The 17,040-nt window shown below is 52.6% G+C and carries 21 protein-coding genes; 5 read left to right on the top strand and 16 right to left on the bottom strand.

Annotated elements, in window-relative coordinates; genetic code table 11:
• Window positions 1-13 precede the first annotated feature (13 nt).
• From tolR to QWI17_RS23365, 10 genes are all read right to left on the bottom strand, one after another.
• Window positions 14-442 (bottom strand): protein TolR, encoded by a 429-nt coding sequence (gene tolR / locus QWI17_RS23410; RefSeq protein WP_302724962.1) that lies wholly within the window; start codon window positions 440-442, stop codon window positions 14-16.
• 33 nt (window positions 443-475) lie between these two features.
• Entirely contained in the window at window positions 476-1,168 is a 693-nt protein-coding gene (gene tolQ, locus QWI17_RS23405) for a protein TolQ (RefSeq protein ID WP_302724961.1), read from the bottom strand.
• 6 nt (window positions 1,169-1,174) lie between these two features.
• Window positions 1,175-1,597 (bottom strand): tol-pal system-associated acyl-CoA thioesterase, encoded by a 423-nt coding sequence (ybgC, locus tag QWI17_RS23400; RefSeq protein WP_302724960.1) that lies wholly within the window; start codon window positions 1,595-1,597, stop codon window positions 1,175-1,177.
• Window positions 1,594-2,616: a Holliday junction branch migration DNA helicase RuvB gene (gene ruvB, locus QWI17_RS23395; protein WP_302724959.1), complete on the bottom strand. Its 1,023-nt coding sequence runs from the start codon at window positions 2,614-2,616 to the stop codon at window positions 1,594-1,596. The genes ybgC and ruvB overlap by 4 nt, the downstream gene beginning before the upstream one ends.
• Window positions 2,617-3,222, bottom strand: a complete 606-nt coding sequence (ruvA, locus tag QWI17_RS23390) for a Holliday junction branch migration protein RuvA (protein ID WP_302724958.1) — start codon at window positions 3,220-3,222, stop codon at window positions 2,617-2,619.
• Window positions 3,223-3,258: 36 nt separating this feature from the next.
• Window positions 3,259-3,777, bottom strand: coding sequence for a crossover junction endodeoxyribonuclease RuvC (gene ruvC / locus QWI17_RS23385; RefSeq protein WP_302724957.1), 519 nt, complete (start codon window positions 3,775-3,777; stop codon window positions 3,259-3,261).
• 81 nt (window positions 3,778-3,858) lie between these two features.
• Window positions 3,859-4,605: a YebC/PmpR family DNA-binding transcriptional regulator gene (locus QWI17_RS23380; RefSeq protein ID WP_302724956.1), complete on the bottom strand. Its 747-nt coding sequence runs from the start codon at window positions 4,603-4,605 to the stop codon at window positions 3,859-3,861.
• Window positions 4,606-4,694: 89 nt separating this feature from the next.
• The gene (gene aspS, locus QWI17_RS23375) at window positions 4,695-6,482 is read right to left on the bottom strand and encodes an aspartate--tRNA ligase (RefSeq protein WP_302724955.1); all 1,788 of its coding nucleotides are present in this window, start codon (window positions 6,480-6,482) and stop codon (window positions 4,695-4,697) included.
• Between the two features lie 52 nt (window positions 6,483-6,534).
• On the bottom strand, window positions 6,535-6,798 hold the full coding sequence (locus tag QWI17_RS23370; protein ID WP_302724954.1) for an FmdB family zinc ribbon protein: 264 nt from the start codon (window positions 6,796-6,798) through the stop codon (window positions 6,535-6,537).
• Window positions 6,799-6,998: 200 nt separating this feature from the next.
• Window positions 6,999-7,310, bottom strand: coding sequence for a Rieske (2Fe-2S) protein (locus QWI17_RS23365; RefSeq protein ID WP_302724953.1), 312 nt, complete (start codon window positions 7,308-7,310; stop codon window positions 6,999-7,001).
• Window positions 7,311-7,500: 190 nt separating this feature from the next.
• On the opposite strand from QWI17_RS23365, the gene QWI17_RS23360 reads away from it, so the two are divergent.
• A complete protein-coding gene (locus tag QWI17_RS23360) occupies window positions 7,501-7,857 on the top strand; it encodes a hypothetical protein (RefSeq protein ID WP_302724952.1) in 357 nt (118 codons plus the stop codon).
• A gap of 17 nt (window positions 7,858-7,874) precedes the next feature.
• Here the strand turns inward: QWI17_RS23360 and QWI17_RS23355 are convergent, their stop codons facing one another.
• Window positions 7,875-9,143 (bottom strand): valine--pyruvate transaminase, encoded by a 1,269-nt coding sequence (locus QWI17_RS23355; protein ID WP_302724951.1) that lies wholly within the window; start codon window positions 9,141-9,143, stop codon window positions 7,875-7,877.
• An 18-nt stretch (window positions 9,144-9,161) separates the two neighbouring features.
• Entirely contained in the window at window positions 9,162-9,527 is a 366-nt protein-coding gene (locus QWI17_RS23350; RefSeq protein ID WP_302724950.1) for a response regulator, read from the bottom strand.
• 192 nt (window positions 9,528-9,719) lie between these two features.
• Between QWI17_RS23350 and arsC the strand changes: the two genes are divergently transcribed.
• From arsC to sppA, 4 genes are read left to right on the top strand one after another with little or no spacing between them, the layout of a single operon-like run.
• Entirely contained in the window at window positions 9,720-10,061 is a 342-nt protein-coding gene (arsC, locus tag QWI17_RS23345) for an arsenate reductase (glutaredoxin) (protein ID WP_302724949.1), read from the top strand.
• Window positions 10,058-10,654, top strand: coding sequence for an NAD(P)H:quinone oxidoreductase (gene wrbA, locus QWI17_RS23340; protein WP_302724948.1), 597 nt, complete (start codon window positions 10,058-10,060; stop codon window positions 10,652-10,654). Before arsC ends, wrbA begins: the two co-directional genes overlap by 4 nt.
• Window positions 10,651-11,091 (top strand): DUF2069 domain-containing protein, encoded by a 441-nt coding sequence (locus QWI17_RS23335; protein WP_302724947.1) that lies wholly within the window; start codon window positions 10,651-10,653, stop codon window positions 11,089-11,091. The genes wrbA and QWI17_RS23335 overlap by 4 nt, the downstream gene beginning before the upstream one ends.
• Window positions 11,091-12,935, top strand: a complete 1,845-nt coding sequence (sppA, locus tag QWI17_RS23330) for a signal peptide peptidase SppA (RefSeq protein WP_302724946.1) — start codon at window positions 11,091-11,093, stop codon at window positions 12,933-12,935. The genes QWI17_RS23335 and sppA overlap by 1 nt, the downstream gene beginning before the upstream one ends.
• A 116-nt stretch (window positions 12,936-13,051) precedes the next feature.
• Here sppA and QWI17_RS23325 read toward each other — a convergent pair whose 3' ends face one another.
• The 4 genes from QWI17_RS23325 to nspC all read right to left on the bottom strand — a co-directional run bounded on the left by QWI17_RS23325 (window position 13,052) and on the right by nspC (window position 17,011).
• On the bottom strand, window positions 13,052-13,810 hold the full coding sequence (locus tag QWI17_RS23325) for a class I SAM-dependent methyltransferase (protein WP_302724945.1): 759 nt from the start codon (window positions 13,808-13,810) through the stop codon (window positions 13,052-13,054).
• Window positions 13,811-13,926: 116 nt separating this feature from the next.
• Window positions 13,927-15,138, bottom strand: a complete 1,212-nt coding sequence (locus QWI17_RS23320) for a NupC/NupG family nucleoside CNT transporter (protein ID WP_302724944.1) — start codon at window positions 15,136-15,138, stop codon at window positions 13,927-13,929.
• 3 nt (window positions 15,139-15,141) lie between these two features.
• Window positions 15,142-15,750 carry a uridine kinase gene (gene udk, locus QWI17_RS23315; protein ID WP_302724943.1) on the bottom strand — a complete coding sequence of 203 codons (609 nt, stop codon included), beginning with the start codon at window positions 15,748-15,750 and terminating at the stop codon, window positions 15,142-15,144.
• A 91-nt stretch (window positions 15,751-15,841) separates the two neighbouring features.
• Window positions 15,842-17,011 carry a carboxynorspermidine decarboxylase gene (gene nspC, locus QWI17_RS23310; protein WP_302724942.1) on the bottom strand — a complete coding sequence of 390 codons (1,170 nt, stop codon included), beginning with the start codon at window positions 17,009-17,011 and terminating at the stop codon, window positions 15,842-15,844.
• Window positions 17,012-17,040: the final 29 nt, after the last annotated feature.

Below are 17,040 nucleotides of genomic sequence, written 5' to 3'. Positions count from 1 at the left end.
AAGGCATCAACACTTATTTGGGCGGCTCGGTAACCAGCCCCACCGAAGGAGCACCGGCATTTTGTAACTGCGTCATAAGGCCAACCACCGCACCATATTCAACCGCGGAATCCCCCCATACCAGCACCGCAGTATCGGGCTTTTCCCCCAGCACTTTCGATACCATAGTGGTAATTTGATCGAGCGGCTTTTGCTCTTTGGGATTGCCACCCAGTTCAATGTAATAGGCGCCTTCCTTGTCCACCGATACAATCAAAGGCTCGTCGTCTTTGTCGTCTATCGGTGCCGAGGGGGCTTGCGGCAAGTCGACTTTAACCCCCTGCATTAGCATGGGAGCCGTCACCATAAAGACCACCAGCAGCACAAGCATCACGTCGATGTAAGGCACGACGTTGATTTCCGCCATAGGCTTTTTCTTAATTTTGGGGCCAAATGCCGCCATATTCAGACTCCGTTTATTCGCGGCCACACTCTGTTAAGAGGAGACCTGCTTGCTGTGAATTTGACGGTGTAAAATTGCGGAAAACTCTTCGGCAAACGTCTGGTAATGATTTTCCATGGCCTCGGCTCGCGCCGAAAAACGGTTATAGGCAAGCACCGCGGGTATCGCGGCAAACAGCCCCATCGCCGTAGCCACCAGCGCCTCAGAAATCCCCGGCGCCACCGTTGCCAGCGTTGCCTGATGAACATTTGCCAGACCGCGGAAAGAGTTCATAATGCCCCACACTGTGCCGAACAGCCCAATATAGGGACTCACCGAGGCGACACTGGCCAAGAAGGGCAAATTTGCCTCAAGTTTTTCTTCTTCGCGGGCCAGGGCGACTCGCATCGCTCGCTGACAACCCTCCATTACGGCGTCGGAGTCGGCGCTGCTTTGCGAGCGCAAGCGCATGAACTCTTTGAAGCCGGCGCGAAAAATACTTTCGATACCATCAACCGCCGTATTGCCATTACTCTGGCGATACAACTGATTGAGGTCGATACCGGACCAGAATTTTTTCTCGAAAGCCAAAAACTTGGCCCTCGCGCTGCTTTGATACATTCCCCGCTGAACGATCATTACCCAGGAAATGACCGACGCCAAAAACAAAAGGGCCATAACCAATTGCACCAGCAAACTAGCATTGGCGATTAACCCCCAAATGGATAATGAGTGTTCATTCGGCATAGTGACTCAACTTATGTCTGTGATTGTATTGTTGGCCAACTGCTCGCACATCGTGGCGGGCATGGCGCATGGCTTCATGGTGTCCGGCGCTACGCAGGCAATACGTATTAGACCGGTACACAGTAATTCGTTCCCTCTGAGAATACTTTGGCGAAACACCACATAGGTGCGCGCCAACTTCTCTATTTCTGTGCTCACGCTCAAAAGGTCATCGAGTCGGGCCGAGCGCTGATAATCGACCTCGGCGCGGTGCACGACCAAAAGCTTGCCGTCCTCGAGAATGGCGGGCTTATCATAACCGTATTGGCGCAAAAATTCTGTACGCGAACGCTCCATAAATTTGAGGTAGTTAACGTAATAAACGATACCACCGGCATCGGTGTCTTCAATATAAACTCGCACCGGGATTGCAAAGCCGGGCTGACTCACGAGGGGTCCTTAAAGCGATCGGGGGTAGGGACACCGAAATGTTCGTACGCGTGAGCTGTCAGAATACGACCGCGCGGCGTTCGGCTAATAAACCCCTGCTGAATCAGGTAGGGCTCTATCACATCTTCAATAGTGCCCCGCTCCTCGCTTATCGCCGCAGCCAGTGAGTCAATGCCCACCGGGCCGCCGGCAAAATTATCCATCATTGCCGACAACAAGCGCCGGTCCATATGATCGAACCCGCGCACATCCACGTTGAGCATATTCAAGGCGCGGTCGGCAACGTCATTAGTCACTTTGCCGTCGGCCTTTATTTCAGCGAAATCTCGCACCCGCCGCAGTAGGCGATTGGCAATACGCGGCGTGCCACGCGAACGTTTGGCCACCTCGCAGGCGCCCTGCTCGTCCATTTCAACACCGAGCAGGCCGGCCGAACGAGCCACAATTCGCGTCAAATCAGCGATATTGTAAAATTCTAACCGCTGCACAATACCAAAGCGATCGCGCAGCGGTGAGGTGAGCAGCCCGGCCCTTGTGGTTGCGCCAACCAAAGTAAATGGCGGCAAGTCCAGTTTTATAGAGCGTGCAGCCGGCCCCTCGCCGATCACAATGTCGAGCTGAAAATCCTCCATCGCGGGGTAGAGAATTTCCTCTACCACCGGGCTCAGACGGTGAATTTCGTCAATAAACAATACATCGCCGGGTTCAAGGTTGGTCATCAAAGCGGCCAAATCACCGGCTTTTTCCAGTACCGGGCCCGATGTACTTTTAAGCGAGACGCCCATTTCTTGAGCAATAATGTTGGCCAGGGTCGTTTTGCCAAGTCCAGGTGGGCCAAACACCAAGGTATGATCAAGCGATTCGTCGCGACAGAGCGCAGCCTGAATGAAAATTTCCATCTGTTCGCGCACCACCGGCTGACCGACATACTCGGCCAGCGATTTGGGGCGAATGGCCCGGTCTATGTGCTCTTCTTTTACACCGGCCTCGGGGGCAATCAGACGATCCGTTTCAATCATTTAACCGGCCACCTTTTTCAACGACAGGCGTATCAACTCTTGCGCGCTGGCCTCAGGCTGAACTCGCTTCGCCGCGGCCACCATTCGCGTGGCCTCTGTGGGTTTATAGCCTAGCGCAATCAAAGCGCTTTCCGCTTCGCTGTCTGCACCAACTGAGGCCGCCGCGCTGGGCGCGGGGCTGAGTAGGTCGCCCCCTGTGGCAGGCGCGGCAAGCTTGTCGCGCAACTCGATCACCAGCCGTTCGGCGGTCTTTTTGCCAACCCCCGGCACTTTCACCAGCGCGGTGACATTGTCCTCATGAACACAGCGGGCAATTTGCCCGGCATCCATTCCAGACAAAATAGCGACAGCCATTTTAGGGCCTACGCCATTGACCTTTATTAATGTACGGAACAAGTCGCGATCGCTGCGGCGGGCAAAACCAAACAGCTGTTGCGCGGTTTCGCTAACAGCCAAGTGGGTATACAAGGTCGCAGTCTGGTTTAATTCTGGCAGCGCGTAGAAGGTCGTCATCGGAGCTTGCAGCTCGTAACCCACACCACTGACATCGAGGAGTAAAAAAGGCGCCTGCTTTTCCAGCAAAGTCCCGTGCAATCGTCCAATCATTGTGCCGAGTGTATTACCAATTCGTTGAAAGACCCTTTATACCATACGGCCACGGCGAAAGCTGCGGGCTCTGGCGGTTTTTAACAAATGTTGCTGTGAGTTTACATGACAAAGAGCGATGGCAAGTGCATCTGCCGCGTCTTCCTGAGGGGCTGCGGGTAATTTCAGCAGGGTTTTCACCATATGCTGCACTTGTAACTTATCTGCGGCGCCGGTGCCGGTTATGGCTTGTTTTACCTTGCGCGCCTCGTATTCACTGACGGGCAAATTCTGATTTACCGCAGCGACTATCGCAGCGCCCCGAGCCTGGCCGAGCTTGAGCGCCGAACCGGCACTTTTGGCCATAAAAACCTGCTCAATGGCAAACTCTTGTGGCACGTACTGCTCGATCAGCTCGGTAACACTATCAAAGATTAACTTAAGCCGCTCCGGGAACGCGATGTCGGGAATACGGATAACCCCACTGGTGACGTACTCGCAACGCGCACCAATGGCATTCACGATACCAAAGCCCGTTTTGCGTGAACCGGGATCAATCCCCATTACCAGTGCCATCGCCTACGCTCAGTGGTTAATTTGTAAGTTTTCGATATACAGTGTCGCAAGAATCTGACAACTGAGCAAAGATTAAATTCTCTACTCCATTTCAGCAAATACAGCATCGGGAATATCCGAGTTGGTGTATACATTTTGTACATCATCCAGCTCCTCCAACATATCCACCAGGGCCATTATTTTTTCCGCGCCGTCTTTATCCAGCTCAACGGTGGTTGCAGGTTTCATGGTGATTTCAGCAACTTCAGGGCGAAAGCCCGCCTCATTCAGCGCTTGCTTAACCTCGAAATAATCTTCAAACGCAGTCTCCAACTCCACACTGCCATCATCGTGCTCAATAAACTCCTCGGCGCCAGCCTCAAGCGCGGCCTCCATCAAAGTATCACCTTCGATGTCATCGCCGGTAAACACTAATTGGCCAATTCGGCTGAACAAGTAAGCGACCGAGCCATCCGTGCCGAGGTTGCCACCACGCTTACTGAAGGCATGGCGCACTTCTGCCACGGTGCGATTTTTATTATCAGTCATACACTCGACTAAAACCGCCACACCGCCTACACCATAACCTTCATAGGTACACTCTTCGTAGTTTTCACCTTCCGCATTACCGGCGCCTCTGGCTACCGCCTTGTCGATCGTATCCTTTTTCATATTGGCCGCCAGCGCCTTATCGACAGCGGCACGCAAACGCGGATTATCATCGGTATTGTCGCCACCTTTGGCGGCCACGGTTAGCTCGCGAATGATTTTGCTAAACGCCTTGCCTCGTTTGGCATCCTGCGCGGCTTTTCGATGCTTAATGTTTGCCCATTTACTGTGGCCAGCCATAGTGATCTCCGCTTTTTTGTTTACCTTTTGACAAATTTAACTCAAAAAAAAGCCGGGCAAAGCCCGGCCACCTTTTGCCCGAGCGAGTGTTACTCGGGGGCTTTTTCCTGTTTCTCTTTCTGGCGCAGACGAATGTGCAATTCGCGCAATTGCGTCGCGTCCACCGCACCCGGCGCGTCGGTCATGACACAGGCCGCGCTTTGCGTTTTAGGGAAAGCAATCACGTCGCGGATCGACGACGCGCCAATCATCAGCATGATCAAACGATCCAGGCCAAACGCCAAACCACCGTGTGGCGGCGCGCCGTATTTCAGAGCATCCAGTAAGAAGCCAAACTTTTCGCGCTGTTCTTCCGCGCTAATGCCCAAGATATCAAATACGGCCTGCTGCATGGGTTGGTCGTGAATACGAACCGAACCACCGCCCAGTTCCGTGCCATTTAATACCATATCGTAAGCGCGCGACAGGGCTTCTGCCGGATTCGACTTAAGCGCCTCGGGCGAGCACGATGGTGCGGTAAACGGGTGGTGTAACGCTTGCATTGAACCGTCATCGCCCTCTTCAAACATCGGGAAGTCAACGACCCACAAAGGCGCCCACTCACAGGTGTACAGATTTAGGTCTTCGCCCAATTTACAGCGCAACGCGCCCAGCGCTTCGGTCACAACATTGGCCTTATCGGCACCAAAGAAGATCAAGTCACCATTGGCTGCTTCTACACGCTCAAGAATGGCTTTGCGCACGTCATTGGGCAGAAACTTAACAATGGGCGATTGCAGACCGTTTTCCATATCGCTGGCATCATTGACTTTAATGTAAGCCAGACCTTTTGCTCCGTAAATACTCACAAATTTAGTGTAATCATCAATTTGCTTGCGGGTCAGTGCTTCGTTACCACCGGGCACTTTAAGCGCAGTCACACGGCCTTTGGGGTCTTTGGCCGGACCGGAGAACACCTTAAATTCAACTTCGGTCATCAGGTCTTTGATATCGACCAGCTCCAGCGGGATACGCATATCTGGCTTATCTGACCCATACTTGGCAATCGCTGTGGCGTAATCCATGCGTGGAAACACGCCCAGATCAACACTGAGCAAATCATTGAACAGGGTTTTAATCATACCCTCGGTAACCGACATGATGCCCTCTTCATCCATAAAGGAGGTCTCAATATCGATCTGGGTAAATTCAGGCTGACGATCAGCGCGCAAGTCTTCATCGCGGAAACATTTGGCAATTTGGTAGTAGCGATCAAATCCCGAAACCATTAACAATTGCTTAAACAATTGCGGAGATTGCGGCAGCGCGAAGAATTTATTTTCGTGAGTACGCGACGGCACCAAATAATCACGGGCGCCCTCGGGAGTCGCTCGTGTCAGAATAGGGGTTTCAATGTCGAGAAAACCGTTTTCGTCCAGGTAGTTGCGTATAGCAATCGTTACCTTGGAGCGGAACTGCAGACTCTTTTGCATATCGGTGCGACGCAAGTCCAAGTAGCGGAACTTTAGGCGCACGTCTTCCCCGACACTGGAGTGCTCGGACAACGGGAAAGGGGTGGTTTCGGCTTCATTGAGAATTTCTAAGCCGGTACCGTACACCTCGATTTCACCGGTAGCCATATTGGGGTTCACTGTGGCCGCATTGCGGGCCCGAACTTTACCCGTTACTTGCAGCACGTACTCTCCGCGTACCTTGTCGGCGAGAGCGAAGTTTTCTTTGGCGTCCGGATCAAAGACCACCTGCACGATGCCATCGCGGTCGCGAAGATCAATAAAAATCACACCACCGTGGTCACGGCGACGATCAACCCATCCACACAGGGTCACTTCTTGATCGATAAAAGAGGCATTGAGAGCGCCACAGTAATTACTGCGCATAATTGTATTCCCGTCTATTCGCTTGGGGAGCTAACAGTCTGCCAACCCCGATTTAACTGGCCGGCGACGCCGGTTTCGATTCACTTTTGCCGGCGACCGGCTTGGCGGTATCACCTGCAATATTTTTCTTTTTGCCCGATTTGAAATCAGTCTCGTACCAACCGCCGCCTTTCAGGCGGAATCCGGCGGCAGAAATTTTCTTCACCAACTGCGCCTGCGCACAGGCGGGGCAGTCGATCAATGCGGCATCGCTTAGCTTTTGCAGTGCCTCTAGCTCGTGGCCACAACCTTCACAACGGTATTCATAGATAGGCATGGTCCGATACCTCGCAATAAAACCTACCAATAAACAGCGCTCCAGGGAGCCCTGGCCGCCAAAAAGGGCGCAATTATACCTCAGTGGCAGGCTCTGAGAAACCGCGTATTCAGGCTCTATGAAGACGAAAAGGCTATTGTTCGAAATAAAACCGAGTTGGCGGCCTCTGGCCGAGCCAGGCAAAGGGATAAGCCGGAGAGTTAATCCACCTCCACCCCGACGGTATTGCCTTCGTAGACCAGAGCAAACCCCTGCAGTCTGCCCTGGCAACTGGCGGGGTTTGCCGCCCGGCCGGTATCGAGAGAGAACTCGATACCGTGCAATGGGCAGCGCAACCACTGGCCGTTGACCGTAGCCTGATCTAGACGGGCTTGCTGATGCGGACACTGATTTAACAGCAGCATGAGCCTGCCGCCCTCTTGCAACAGCAGCAGGTCTTTTCCGTTGAGCCGCAATGACTGGCGATAGCCGTCGTGAAGCTCGTGCAATTTGGCAAGCGCAATGTAAGGCATAAGCGCTAATATGCCCTATCCGACGCTCAGGGAAAAGACCTGACACAGGGCGCTAGAGGATATAAGTTGTTTCCGTTATGATGCGCGCCACTTCTCGGACACCGGCGTAAAGGTCGTCTACTCTGGAGGAGTACGCTTTAACGAGCGGCCATGTTGTAACGTTTGCGGTAAATAAGGTTGCGCGACGCCTATGTCCACACTATTTGATGTCATTGTCTGCGGCACGGATATTTTTATTGAAAATCATACAGAAAGTGTCATCACAGGATTTCTAACTTGCCGTCGTATCGACGCGCAAGATGCCGAACAGGCCGCGGTTCACGCTTGCCATCAGATACTTATTCACTGGAACCAGAGCTACAACAGCGACCGCAAACTCGGCGTCCCTAAGCTGCATGTCGAGCTTATTCAAAACGCCAGACGCTGGATTAACCGCGCGCCCACCCAAGAGTACTATTTTTACGACTCGGCGGAGCGCAAGCGCGAACACTTTCAGCAGCTATGCCGCAGCACGCGCCCCTGGTACCGGCTCAATCAGAGCAACTGAACACAATCTACCAAGGTTTAGCAATGATCGCCTTGACGCTCATATATCTGGGTGACCTCATCGGCGATAATGCGCGCAGCCTGCTCCACCACCTGCGCCGGTTGCGCGTAACTCAAGCGAATACACTCATAGCGGTGCTGCCAGGGTTCGGCAAGGCCGGGGAAAAAGTGCTCACCGGCAATCACTAAAACGCCTCTGGCCTTCAAACGCTGATAAAGCGCTTGCGAACTAATCGGTAGGCCTTCGAACCACAACCACAGAAATATCGCGCCCTCCGGCTTGTGCAGCCGGTACGGCAGGTGTCCCAAGGCCCGATTCAGCACCCTCACTGCCTGCTGGCAACGCTCGAGGTAAAACGGCGCAATCGTAAGCCGGCCCAGAGAAAGCAATTGCTCCCGCCGCAGCAGCTCGTGCGCGACGGCCGGGCCCACGTTGCCCGCCGCCAAGCTCATAACGGTATTGGCTTTGGCGAAAGCATCAATAAGCTCCTCGCTGGCAATTACAATGGCGGTGCGCGCCCCGGGAAACCCTAGCTTAGACAAACTCAGCACCAACACTGTGTTTTCGTTCCAGCGACAACTGGCTTGGGTAAATACGATGGACGGGAATGGCAGACCGTAGGCACCATCGACAATAAGCGGCACGCCAGCCTCACACGCTGCACGATCGAGCTCAGCCATCTCGGCGTCGGTTATGACATTGCCCGTCGGGTTGGTGGGCCGGGAGACGCACAAGGCCGCCGTATCAGGCTCTACTGCGAAGCTCGTCAGGTCGAGGTGGTACTTAAACTCGTGCTCACTTAAGCGTTCAATAGCGGGCCTGTTAGCATGAAAAAAGTCGGTGGTGAGTCCCAATTCGCTGTAACCGAGATATTCCGGCACCAAAGGCAGCTGAATTTTGCGATTTTGGCCACTTCCCTGACGACCAGCCAATAGGTTGAACAACGTAAAAAAGGCGCTTTGACTGCCATTTGCCAGCGCGATATTGCCCGCGTTCAGCCGCCAATGAAACTCGCGGTTGAGATGCTCCGCCAAATCCTGGCGAAAAGCTGCATCGCCGGCCGGTGACTGGTATACCCCAAACATCTGGTGTAAGTCGTCTCCGCGCGCCAACACGGCCTGCATAGCCTGCGTCAAATGCCGCTCGACAACATCGATCCGAGCGGGGTTGCCGCCGCCCAGAAACAGCATATTCGGGTTTTCACGCAGGGCGCAGCCCAGATCGTCCATTAACGAGACAATACCGGAGGCGGCCGTCAGCCTTTGGCCAAACTCAGAAAATTGCATGGAAAATGCCCAAACGGGCTAAATTAGGCCGAAGCGACGCAAGGTATCCTGCAGCTTGTCGGCGTTGACGGGCTTTCTAATGAAGTCGATCGCGCCCAAGCCTGTGACCCGCTCGTGTGCGCTGGGTTGTATGTCCCCAGAAATGACGATCACGACACTCTTTAGGCTTTCCTTTTGAATAGCCTCCAGCACCTCGTAACCATCCATTTCGGGCATAGTGAGATCGAGAAACACCATTTCACCTTTCCCCGCACGAATGGCCTCCACAGCCTCTTTACCATTGGTAGCGAAGGTAATGTCGACGTCCCATCCGGGAGGCAGGGCTCGGGCAACCTGGTTGCGAGCCATTTTCGAGTCATCACAAATTAACAGCGGTGTACTCATCGAGGGTATAAGAATCCATGTCAGACAATGTATGCATTATAGCTAAGAGGTACGCTTCAATCACAAGACAATAAACGGTTTTTAACACTTACCGCAATACTCTAGCCTATTTTGATGGGTTATGGCGGTTACCTTCTCACCCCGCTTACCGATATAATCGGCGCAAACACCCAGACCTTGAGCCCAGTCTCTATGCAAATTTATCATAATCCGCGCTGCACTAAGTCGCGCCAAGCCCTCAGCCTACTTGAGGAGCGGGGCGTGACGCCAGAAATTATTAAGTATCTCGAGCAAAAACCCAGCGAGGCGACTTTGCGCGAACTTGTCAAAAAACTGGCCATAAGCCCCCGAGAGCTACTGCGCAAAGGAGAGTCGGTGTACAAGGAGCTAAATTTGGCCAATACCGACCTCGGTGACGATGAGCTTATTCGGGCCATGCACCTGTACCCCAAATTAATTGAACGGCCAATCGTTGTAGCGGGCAATCGCGCAGTGATTGGCCGACCACCCGAAGCTGTACTGGAGCTTGTGTGACCCCATACGTATTAGTACTGTATTACAGCCGCAGCGGCGCTACCGCTGAGCTCGCGCAAGCCATCGCCCGCGGTGTTGAAGCAATCGCTGGGGTAGAGGCCAAACTGCGCACTGTCCCTCCGGTATCGCCCGACAGCGAGGCTAGCGTGCCTGAGATCCCGCAAGACGGTGCAATCTATTGCACTAAAGATGACCTCAGGTATTGCAGTGCACTAGCACTCGGCAGCCCTACCCGCTTTGGCAATATGGCTGCGCCGCTAAAATACTTCCTCGACACCACCAGTGATTTGTGGCTCAACGGCGACCTAATTGACAAACCCGCCGGAGTATTTACATCCACTGGCAGCTTGCATGGCGGCCAGGAGACCACTCTCACCAGTATGATGCTGCCATTGCTGCACCACGGCATGATCGTAACGGGCATCCCCTACAGCGAAGCGGGCCTAAATGAGACCCGGCATGGAGGCACGCCCTATGGCGCCAGCCACTGGAGCGACAGCGCGACGCAGTTGAGTGACAGCGAACGTCAGCTGTGCTTTGCGCAAGGCGCCCGACTGGCCAAATTGGCACTTAAAATGGGAGCGACAAAGTGAAAATCCCACTGTACACTCAAAATGACATAGCGCCTCTGCAGCGAAAGTACGCTCAGGCACGACTCATCTGCATCGCCTCCCTTATCGTTCTCGGTTTAATATTCACTTGGGCCAGCTTGACTGAAACATCGGGTAGCGTGGTACGTTGGTGCATACAGGCCCTACCGGTACTGCTGTTTATACCCGGTTGCGTACGAGGCCACTACCGAACCTACAGCTGGCTTTGTTTCGTCGTACTCTTTTATTTTACCGGCTTTGTGGTCAGCGCCATGACGCCTAATTCCGACGCACTCGATATTGTTGGCGTTGTTGTGACCGCAGTTTTGTTTTGCGCCGCCATGATGGGCAGTCGCTGGCGACAGCACAGCCTGCTGGCCGTAGAACAAAACACTACCCTACCTCATCCACCTAAACCGGCCACGAAAGGACTCTCTTAGTGAGTGACAAACGTTCATCGCGAAACCCTATTAGCGCATTATTTTCATTTATCTGGGGAGCGCTAACCTGGCTTAGACGTGCCCTGGCGAACATTATTCTTCTTGTTATTATTGTGGTAATCGTGGTCGCCATCAGTAAACACGAAACGGATATGTTGCCAGATTCGTTTGCCTTGTATTTAGCGCCAAGCGGCTTTCTGGTCGATGAGCGCCAACCCGTGGCCCCTCTCGCGGCTCTTAGCGGTACCAATCAGTACGAATCAGAAACCTTGGTCACGGACGTTGTCAACGCTATTGATCAAGCCCGGGCTGATTCGAGGGTCAGTCATATCGTGCTGGACTTAAACCATTTACTGGGAGGCGGTCTCAGTAAACTGCATGAAATTGGCCTGGCGCTGCAGACGTTCAAAGATAGCGGGAAACAGATCATAGCGATCAGTGATCAATACAGTCAAAGCCAATACTACTTGGCCAGCCACGCCGACAACATATACCTGCACGATATGGGACACGTCATGCTCACGGGCTTCGGCAGCTACCGCACCTACTACAAAGATGCGATCGACACCCTCGGACTAAACTTTCATATTTTCCGTGCGGGACAATTTAAAGATGCGGTAGAACCCTATATTCGCAACGATATGTCGGACGCTTCACGCGAGCACAACTCCCAATGGATAAACCATTTGTGGGACTTGTACACGAGCCGAATCGAAACGCAACGTTCACTGCCGGTTGGCGCTGTCGACAATCTTATTCGCAACACACAACAGCAACTTACCGACGCCCAAGGCGATCCGGCACAAATGGCGTTAGCGGCGGGATTAGTCGATCAGGTCAGTAGTCGTCAGCAGATACGCGCCGAATTGATTGATCAGTTCGGCTACGATCACAACGCCGACAGTTTCAAATCCGTGAACTGGTATCGCTACTTACATCATCAACAACCACTGCCACTACCGGGCAAAACATACATTGGTGTGATTAATGCGACCGGAACAATCTATGACGGAGAACAACCACCCGGCACCGTCGGCAGTGAAACTTTTGTTAAGCTATTGCGCCAAGCGCGCGATGACAGCGATATAAAGGCACTGGTGGTGCGCATAGACAGCCCCGGAGGCAGCGCGTTTGCCTCGGAAGTGATTCGCTCAGAAATTCAAATGGTGCGCGACTCGGGTATACCTGTGTTGGTAAGCATGGGCAGTGTCGCGGCCTCGGGTGGGTACTGGATCGCCACCAGCGCCGATGAGATTTGGGCATTGCCGAGTACCATCACAGGCTCGATTGGCGTATACAGCATCATTCCCACGCTCAACGAGTCGTTAAAAAAACTCGGCATTCACACCGACGGCATAGGCACGACCCCACTCGCTGGCGCGATGAATCCTGCGCTGCCAATGAGTGAAAAGGCGGCATTTGTATTGCAAAGCACAGTCGACGGAACCTATCGACGCTTTCTGAAAACGGTAGCCAACGCCCGCGACTTAACACAAGCGCAAGTGGATCAAATCGGTCAGGGGCGGGTCTGGAGTGGTGCCAAAGCATTCGAAATAGGCTTGGTGGATAAACTGGGCACGCTCGACGACACCATCAAGGCTGCCGCCGAATATGCCGAACTCAAACAGTGGGACGTTAAAACCATCGAGCGCGCGCTCACGCCGTTCGAACAATTTATGCAACAGCTTTCAAACGTGACTATGCCCTTACCCGAGAGTGTTCAGCAATCTCTGAGCACGCTCGAAAGCTTCAGTCAGGCGGCGGGCATAAGTCCCGCGCTCAGCCTCGAGGCTAACACTGTATACGCACAGTGTCTCGACTGCACCTTGTGGTCGGATCGTTAGTCAACAATGCTCCCGCTTGAGAGGGCCTGTCAGCAAGCACAGACAGGCCTTTAAAGTGCTGGGACTGCAACAAGCAATAGGGGCATTGCTTGTCCAGCGTACAAGGTACAATCCGACTATTTACCGTCGACCTGCAGGATGAATTTTGATGTTTTCCACGGTTTAGAGATTCGGTGCTCAATCAGATCGCACCCGAATTTATCTTCACACAGATCAACCAAGTTTAAAAACGGCGTTCGGCCGGGATCAGCAATCAGGATATTCTTAACGCCTGCCGCCCGCGCTCGTTTAATAAGATTGTAAAGCGGCTTGGTCATTTCATCCCAAAAACAAATTTCACTGCCTATTAAGGTATGAATTCCACTTAAATCTTTCTTGGTTATTTTTTCAAAACGACGGGTCACAAACTCTACGCGTTTAACCGCATTCAGGGTTTTCACAAATTCTACGTAGGGTGCAAGAGCGCCATCGGCATCGAGTGCCGTTACTTTCGCATCAAAGTGCTTTGCCATAAAACAGCTTAAACCGCCCCAGCCACAGCCAATCTCCATTACGCCTGCACGCTTCTTAATCGGGTTCTCCAGCAGATAGTCCATCAACACTGCGCTGGACCTCCAGACCTTATTACCATGCAAGGATGGTTCTTCACTCTCGCGCTTTAGGCGGCGAATTTCTGGATGTTGGCCTTTCGGCAAATGAATATTGTGCAACACATGAAAGTGTTGATCGAACTTTGTATCTTTTTTTAATGACGCCTTTGCTTTCGCGGCCATGAAGCTTAACTCCCCAACGTGAATTCCATTAGCCATTGTGCAGCGCATAGTAGCACGCTGAAGCATTTGGCATCTATCGTGACTATCGGCCTCATTGGGCACCATGCGCTTTTTGACAGCACACGAGAACCGTAAACAGCCCCATACAACCAGACTACAAAATCAATACAACCAGAATATGCAGATCTATATTTTTTAGACGGAAAAACCCTACGGGTTTAACTGACGAATATCGAAGCGATGGCCGCACTCATCATATTGGCAAAAAAACCTGCGAACACCGCTTTCAACCCCAAGCTTGCCACCTCGGCGCGGCGTGTCGGTGCTAACGTTGCAAAACCACCCAAGAGTACCGCCAGAGAGCCAAAGTTTGCGAACCCACACAAAGCAAATGATGCAATAGCTTCAGACCGGGCAGACAATGCCTCTCTGTTAGCGGCTAGATCAATAAAAGCGACAAACTCATTTAAAACCAATTTCTGACCTATCAAGCTACCAACGAGACGGGTCTCATCCCAAGGGACACCTAACAAGAATGCCAGAGGCCGGAACAAGCCTCCCAAAATCCACTGCATGCTCAGGTACTCCATCCCCACCCAGCCACCAATCAAACTCAGCAAACCATTGAGCATGGCAATCAGGCTGACAAAAGCCAGTAGCATAGCACCGATGTTGGCGGCCATTCTTAGTCCATCGCTGGCACCAGTGGCGGCGGCATCAAACACATTCGCGCTAGTCGCGTGCGCTTCACAAATATTGAGATCGTCGCACGGTGTCTGTGTTTCAGGCACCATCAACTTCGCCATTAGAAAGCCACCGGGGGCAGCCATAAAACTGGCCGCCAATAAGTATTTCAGATCAACCCCAAGGCCGACATAGCCCGCCAACACGGACCCCGCTACAGTAGACAGACCGCCAACCATTACGGCAAACAGCTCGGAGCGCGTCATCGTTGGCAGATAAGGTTTGACAACCATCGGCGCTTCAGTATGACCGACAAATATGTTGGCGGTTGCAGACAAAGATTCAGCCCGGCTGGTTTGCAACAAAAATCGCAGCGCACCGCCTAGCAACCGGATTATCCACTGCATAATGCCGAGGTGATACAACACCGCTACAAACGAAGCGAAAAACACGACCACCGGCAGTACATTGAACGCGAAAATAAACCCCAGAGAACTGCTTGCCAACTCGCCGAACATGAAGTCAATCCCCGCCCGGCCATACCCAATAATGCCGTAGACACCATCGGAAAGATGTTTTAGAGCGGCGCGCCCCCAGGCGGAATAAAGCACCAAAGCGCCGAGACCGAACTGAACCACAAAGGCCACAATGACAGTGCGCCAATTAATACCGCGTCGATTTTCACTTAAACCGTAGGCGAGCCCCATTAAAGTGACCATACCCAGTGCACTGATGAGTACCTGCAAAACTTACAACCTCTCCCTGATTTGCTTTAACACCACCGGATTAGCTCCGCCATCAGCCACAAGAATGTCGGCCCACTGGGCTTGCTCACTAATATATGCCTCATACATGGGCAACACATGCTGGCGATACTGCGTCATTACTGAGTCCCTAGTCCTGCCTCGCTCGCTTGTATCACGTAGCAAGCGCCGTTCCAGACAGATTGAAAGTGGCGTGTTTAAATAAACGGAACAATCGGTCAGCGCCCGCAGCTGTGACCAGTGTAGGGCCAAAATTCCCTCAAGAATAATCAAATCAACCGGCTTCTGCTGGCTCCGCTCGGACTTACGTTTATGATTGACATAATCATACTGCGGAATAGCGACGGTGCGATTTGACTTAAGTGCTGTCAAATCTGACAGCAATTCATGAACGTCAAAGCTATGGGGATGATCAAAATTAATACGAGCGCGATCTGCATCGCTACGGGCGGAATAATCGTGGTAATAGTTATCCTGAGCAATGACACAAACAGAGCCTTGACTAAGCGCACTGGAGTGTTCCGCTAAATAGCGCGCTAAACAGGTTTTACCGGAGCCAGAGACTCCTGCAATGGCCAACAACTGTGTTTTCAAATAAACCTCCCCTAAGTGAGGTTCATTATAGAGGCAGTTGAGGCGCGAATGATGACAATTAGATTGCAGATAGTGCAATCATCTCAATGCACTACGACAACCTATCTCTAAACGCTTCATAGCCGAACTGACGAATCACCTCCAATTGATCCGTACGAGAGTCCCACAGTGCAATCGCTGGCAGGTTAATTCCGTTAAACGTGGTTGTTTTCACCATGGTGTAGTGCGCCATATCGTCGAAAACCAAACGCTGCCCAATATACAGAGGAGCGTCGAAACTGTAGTCGCCAATCACATCGCCGGCCAGACAGGTCATACCGCCGAGACGATACGTATAGCGCTTTTCAGCGGGTTCTCCGGCACCGAGAATTTCAGCTCGGTAAGGCATTTCCAGAGTGTCAGGCATGTGGCAAGTTGCCGAGGTATCGAGGATGGCTTGCGGTACGGTACTGACAAAGGTGTCCAGTACTTCAGCCACCAATACGCCACTGCGAATAGCCGTTGCTTCGCCCGGCTCAATATAAACCTGTACGTCGTATTTTGCCGAAAAGCCGCGAATCAACGCGATGAGTTCATCAACCTGATAATCTTCGCGTGAAATATGATGGCCTCCGCCGAAATTGACCCATTCCACTTCGCCCAAAAACTCGCGAAACTTTTCTTCCACCGCCTCAATGGTTCTGGCCAGGGGCGGCACATCCTGTTCACACAACGTGTGAAAATGCAGGCCGGTAATACCCTCTGGCAGGCTTTCACCAAACTCTGAACGAGGAACCCCCATTCGGGACTTAGGCGCGCAAGGGTCGTAAATTGCTACCTCACCCTCAGAGTGCTCAGGATTGATTCGCAGACCGAACGCCAGCCCCGGCCGTTGCTCCTTAGCCTTAAGCGCCATAGGCTTAAAACGTTCCCACTGAGACAAAGAGTTGAATAAAACATGGTCTGACAAGGCCAGAACCTGCACCAGATCACTCTCTTTGTAGGCAGCAGAATAGGTATGCACTTCGCCACCGTAGTACTCCCGCGCCAAGCGGGCCTCATTGACTCCGCTGGCGCAACTGCCAGACAAGTACTGCTGAAACATATCCCCCAAAGACCAGCAACTGAATGCTTTTAACGCCGCTAAAACCTTAGCGCCGCTTTCGTGTCCGACACGATGCAAAATCTTTAAATTATCCTCCACCGCCGCCCTATCTATAACAAAGCATGGAGACGGAACACGAGAGGCATCAAAGTTATCGAAATAGCGGCGTTTTTGCATTGGGGTACCTGTTAGAAAAAAGCCCGTCA

The organism is Gilvimarinus gilvus, assembly GCF_030518155.1.
Classification (GTDB): domain Bacteria; phylum Pseudomonadota; class Gammaproteobacteria; order Pseudomonadales; family Cellvibrionaceae; genus Gilvimarinus; species Gilvimarinus gilvus.
The sequence above is the reverse complement of the archived record's forward strand: the minus strand, read 5'-3'. Positions and strand labels throughout refer to the sequence as shown.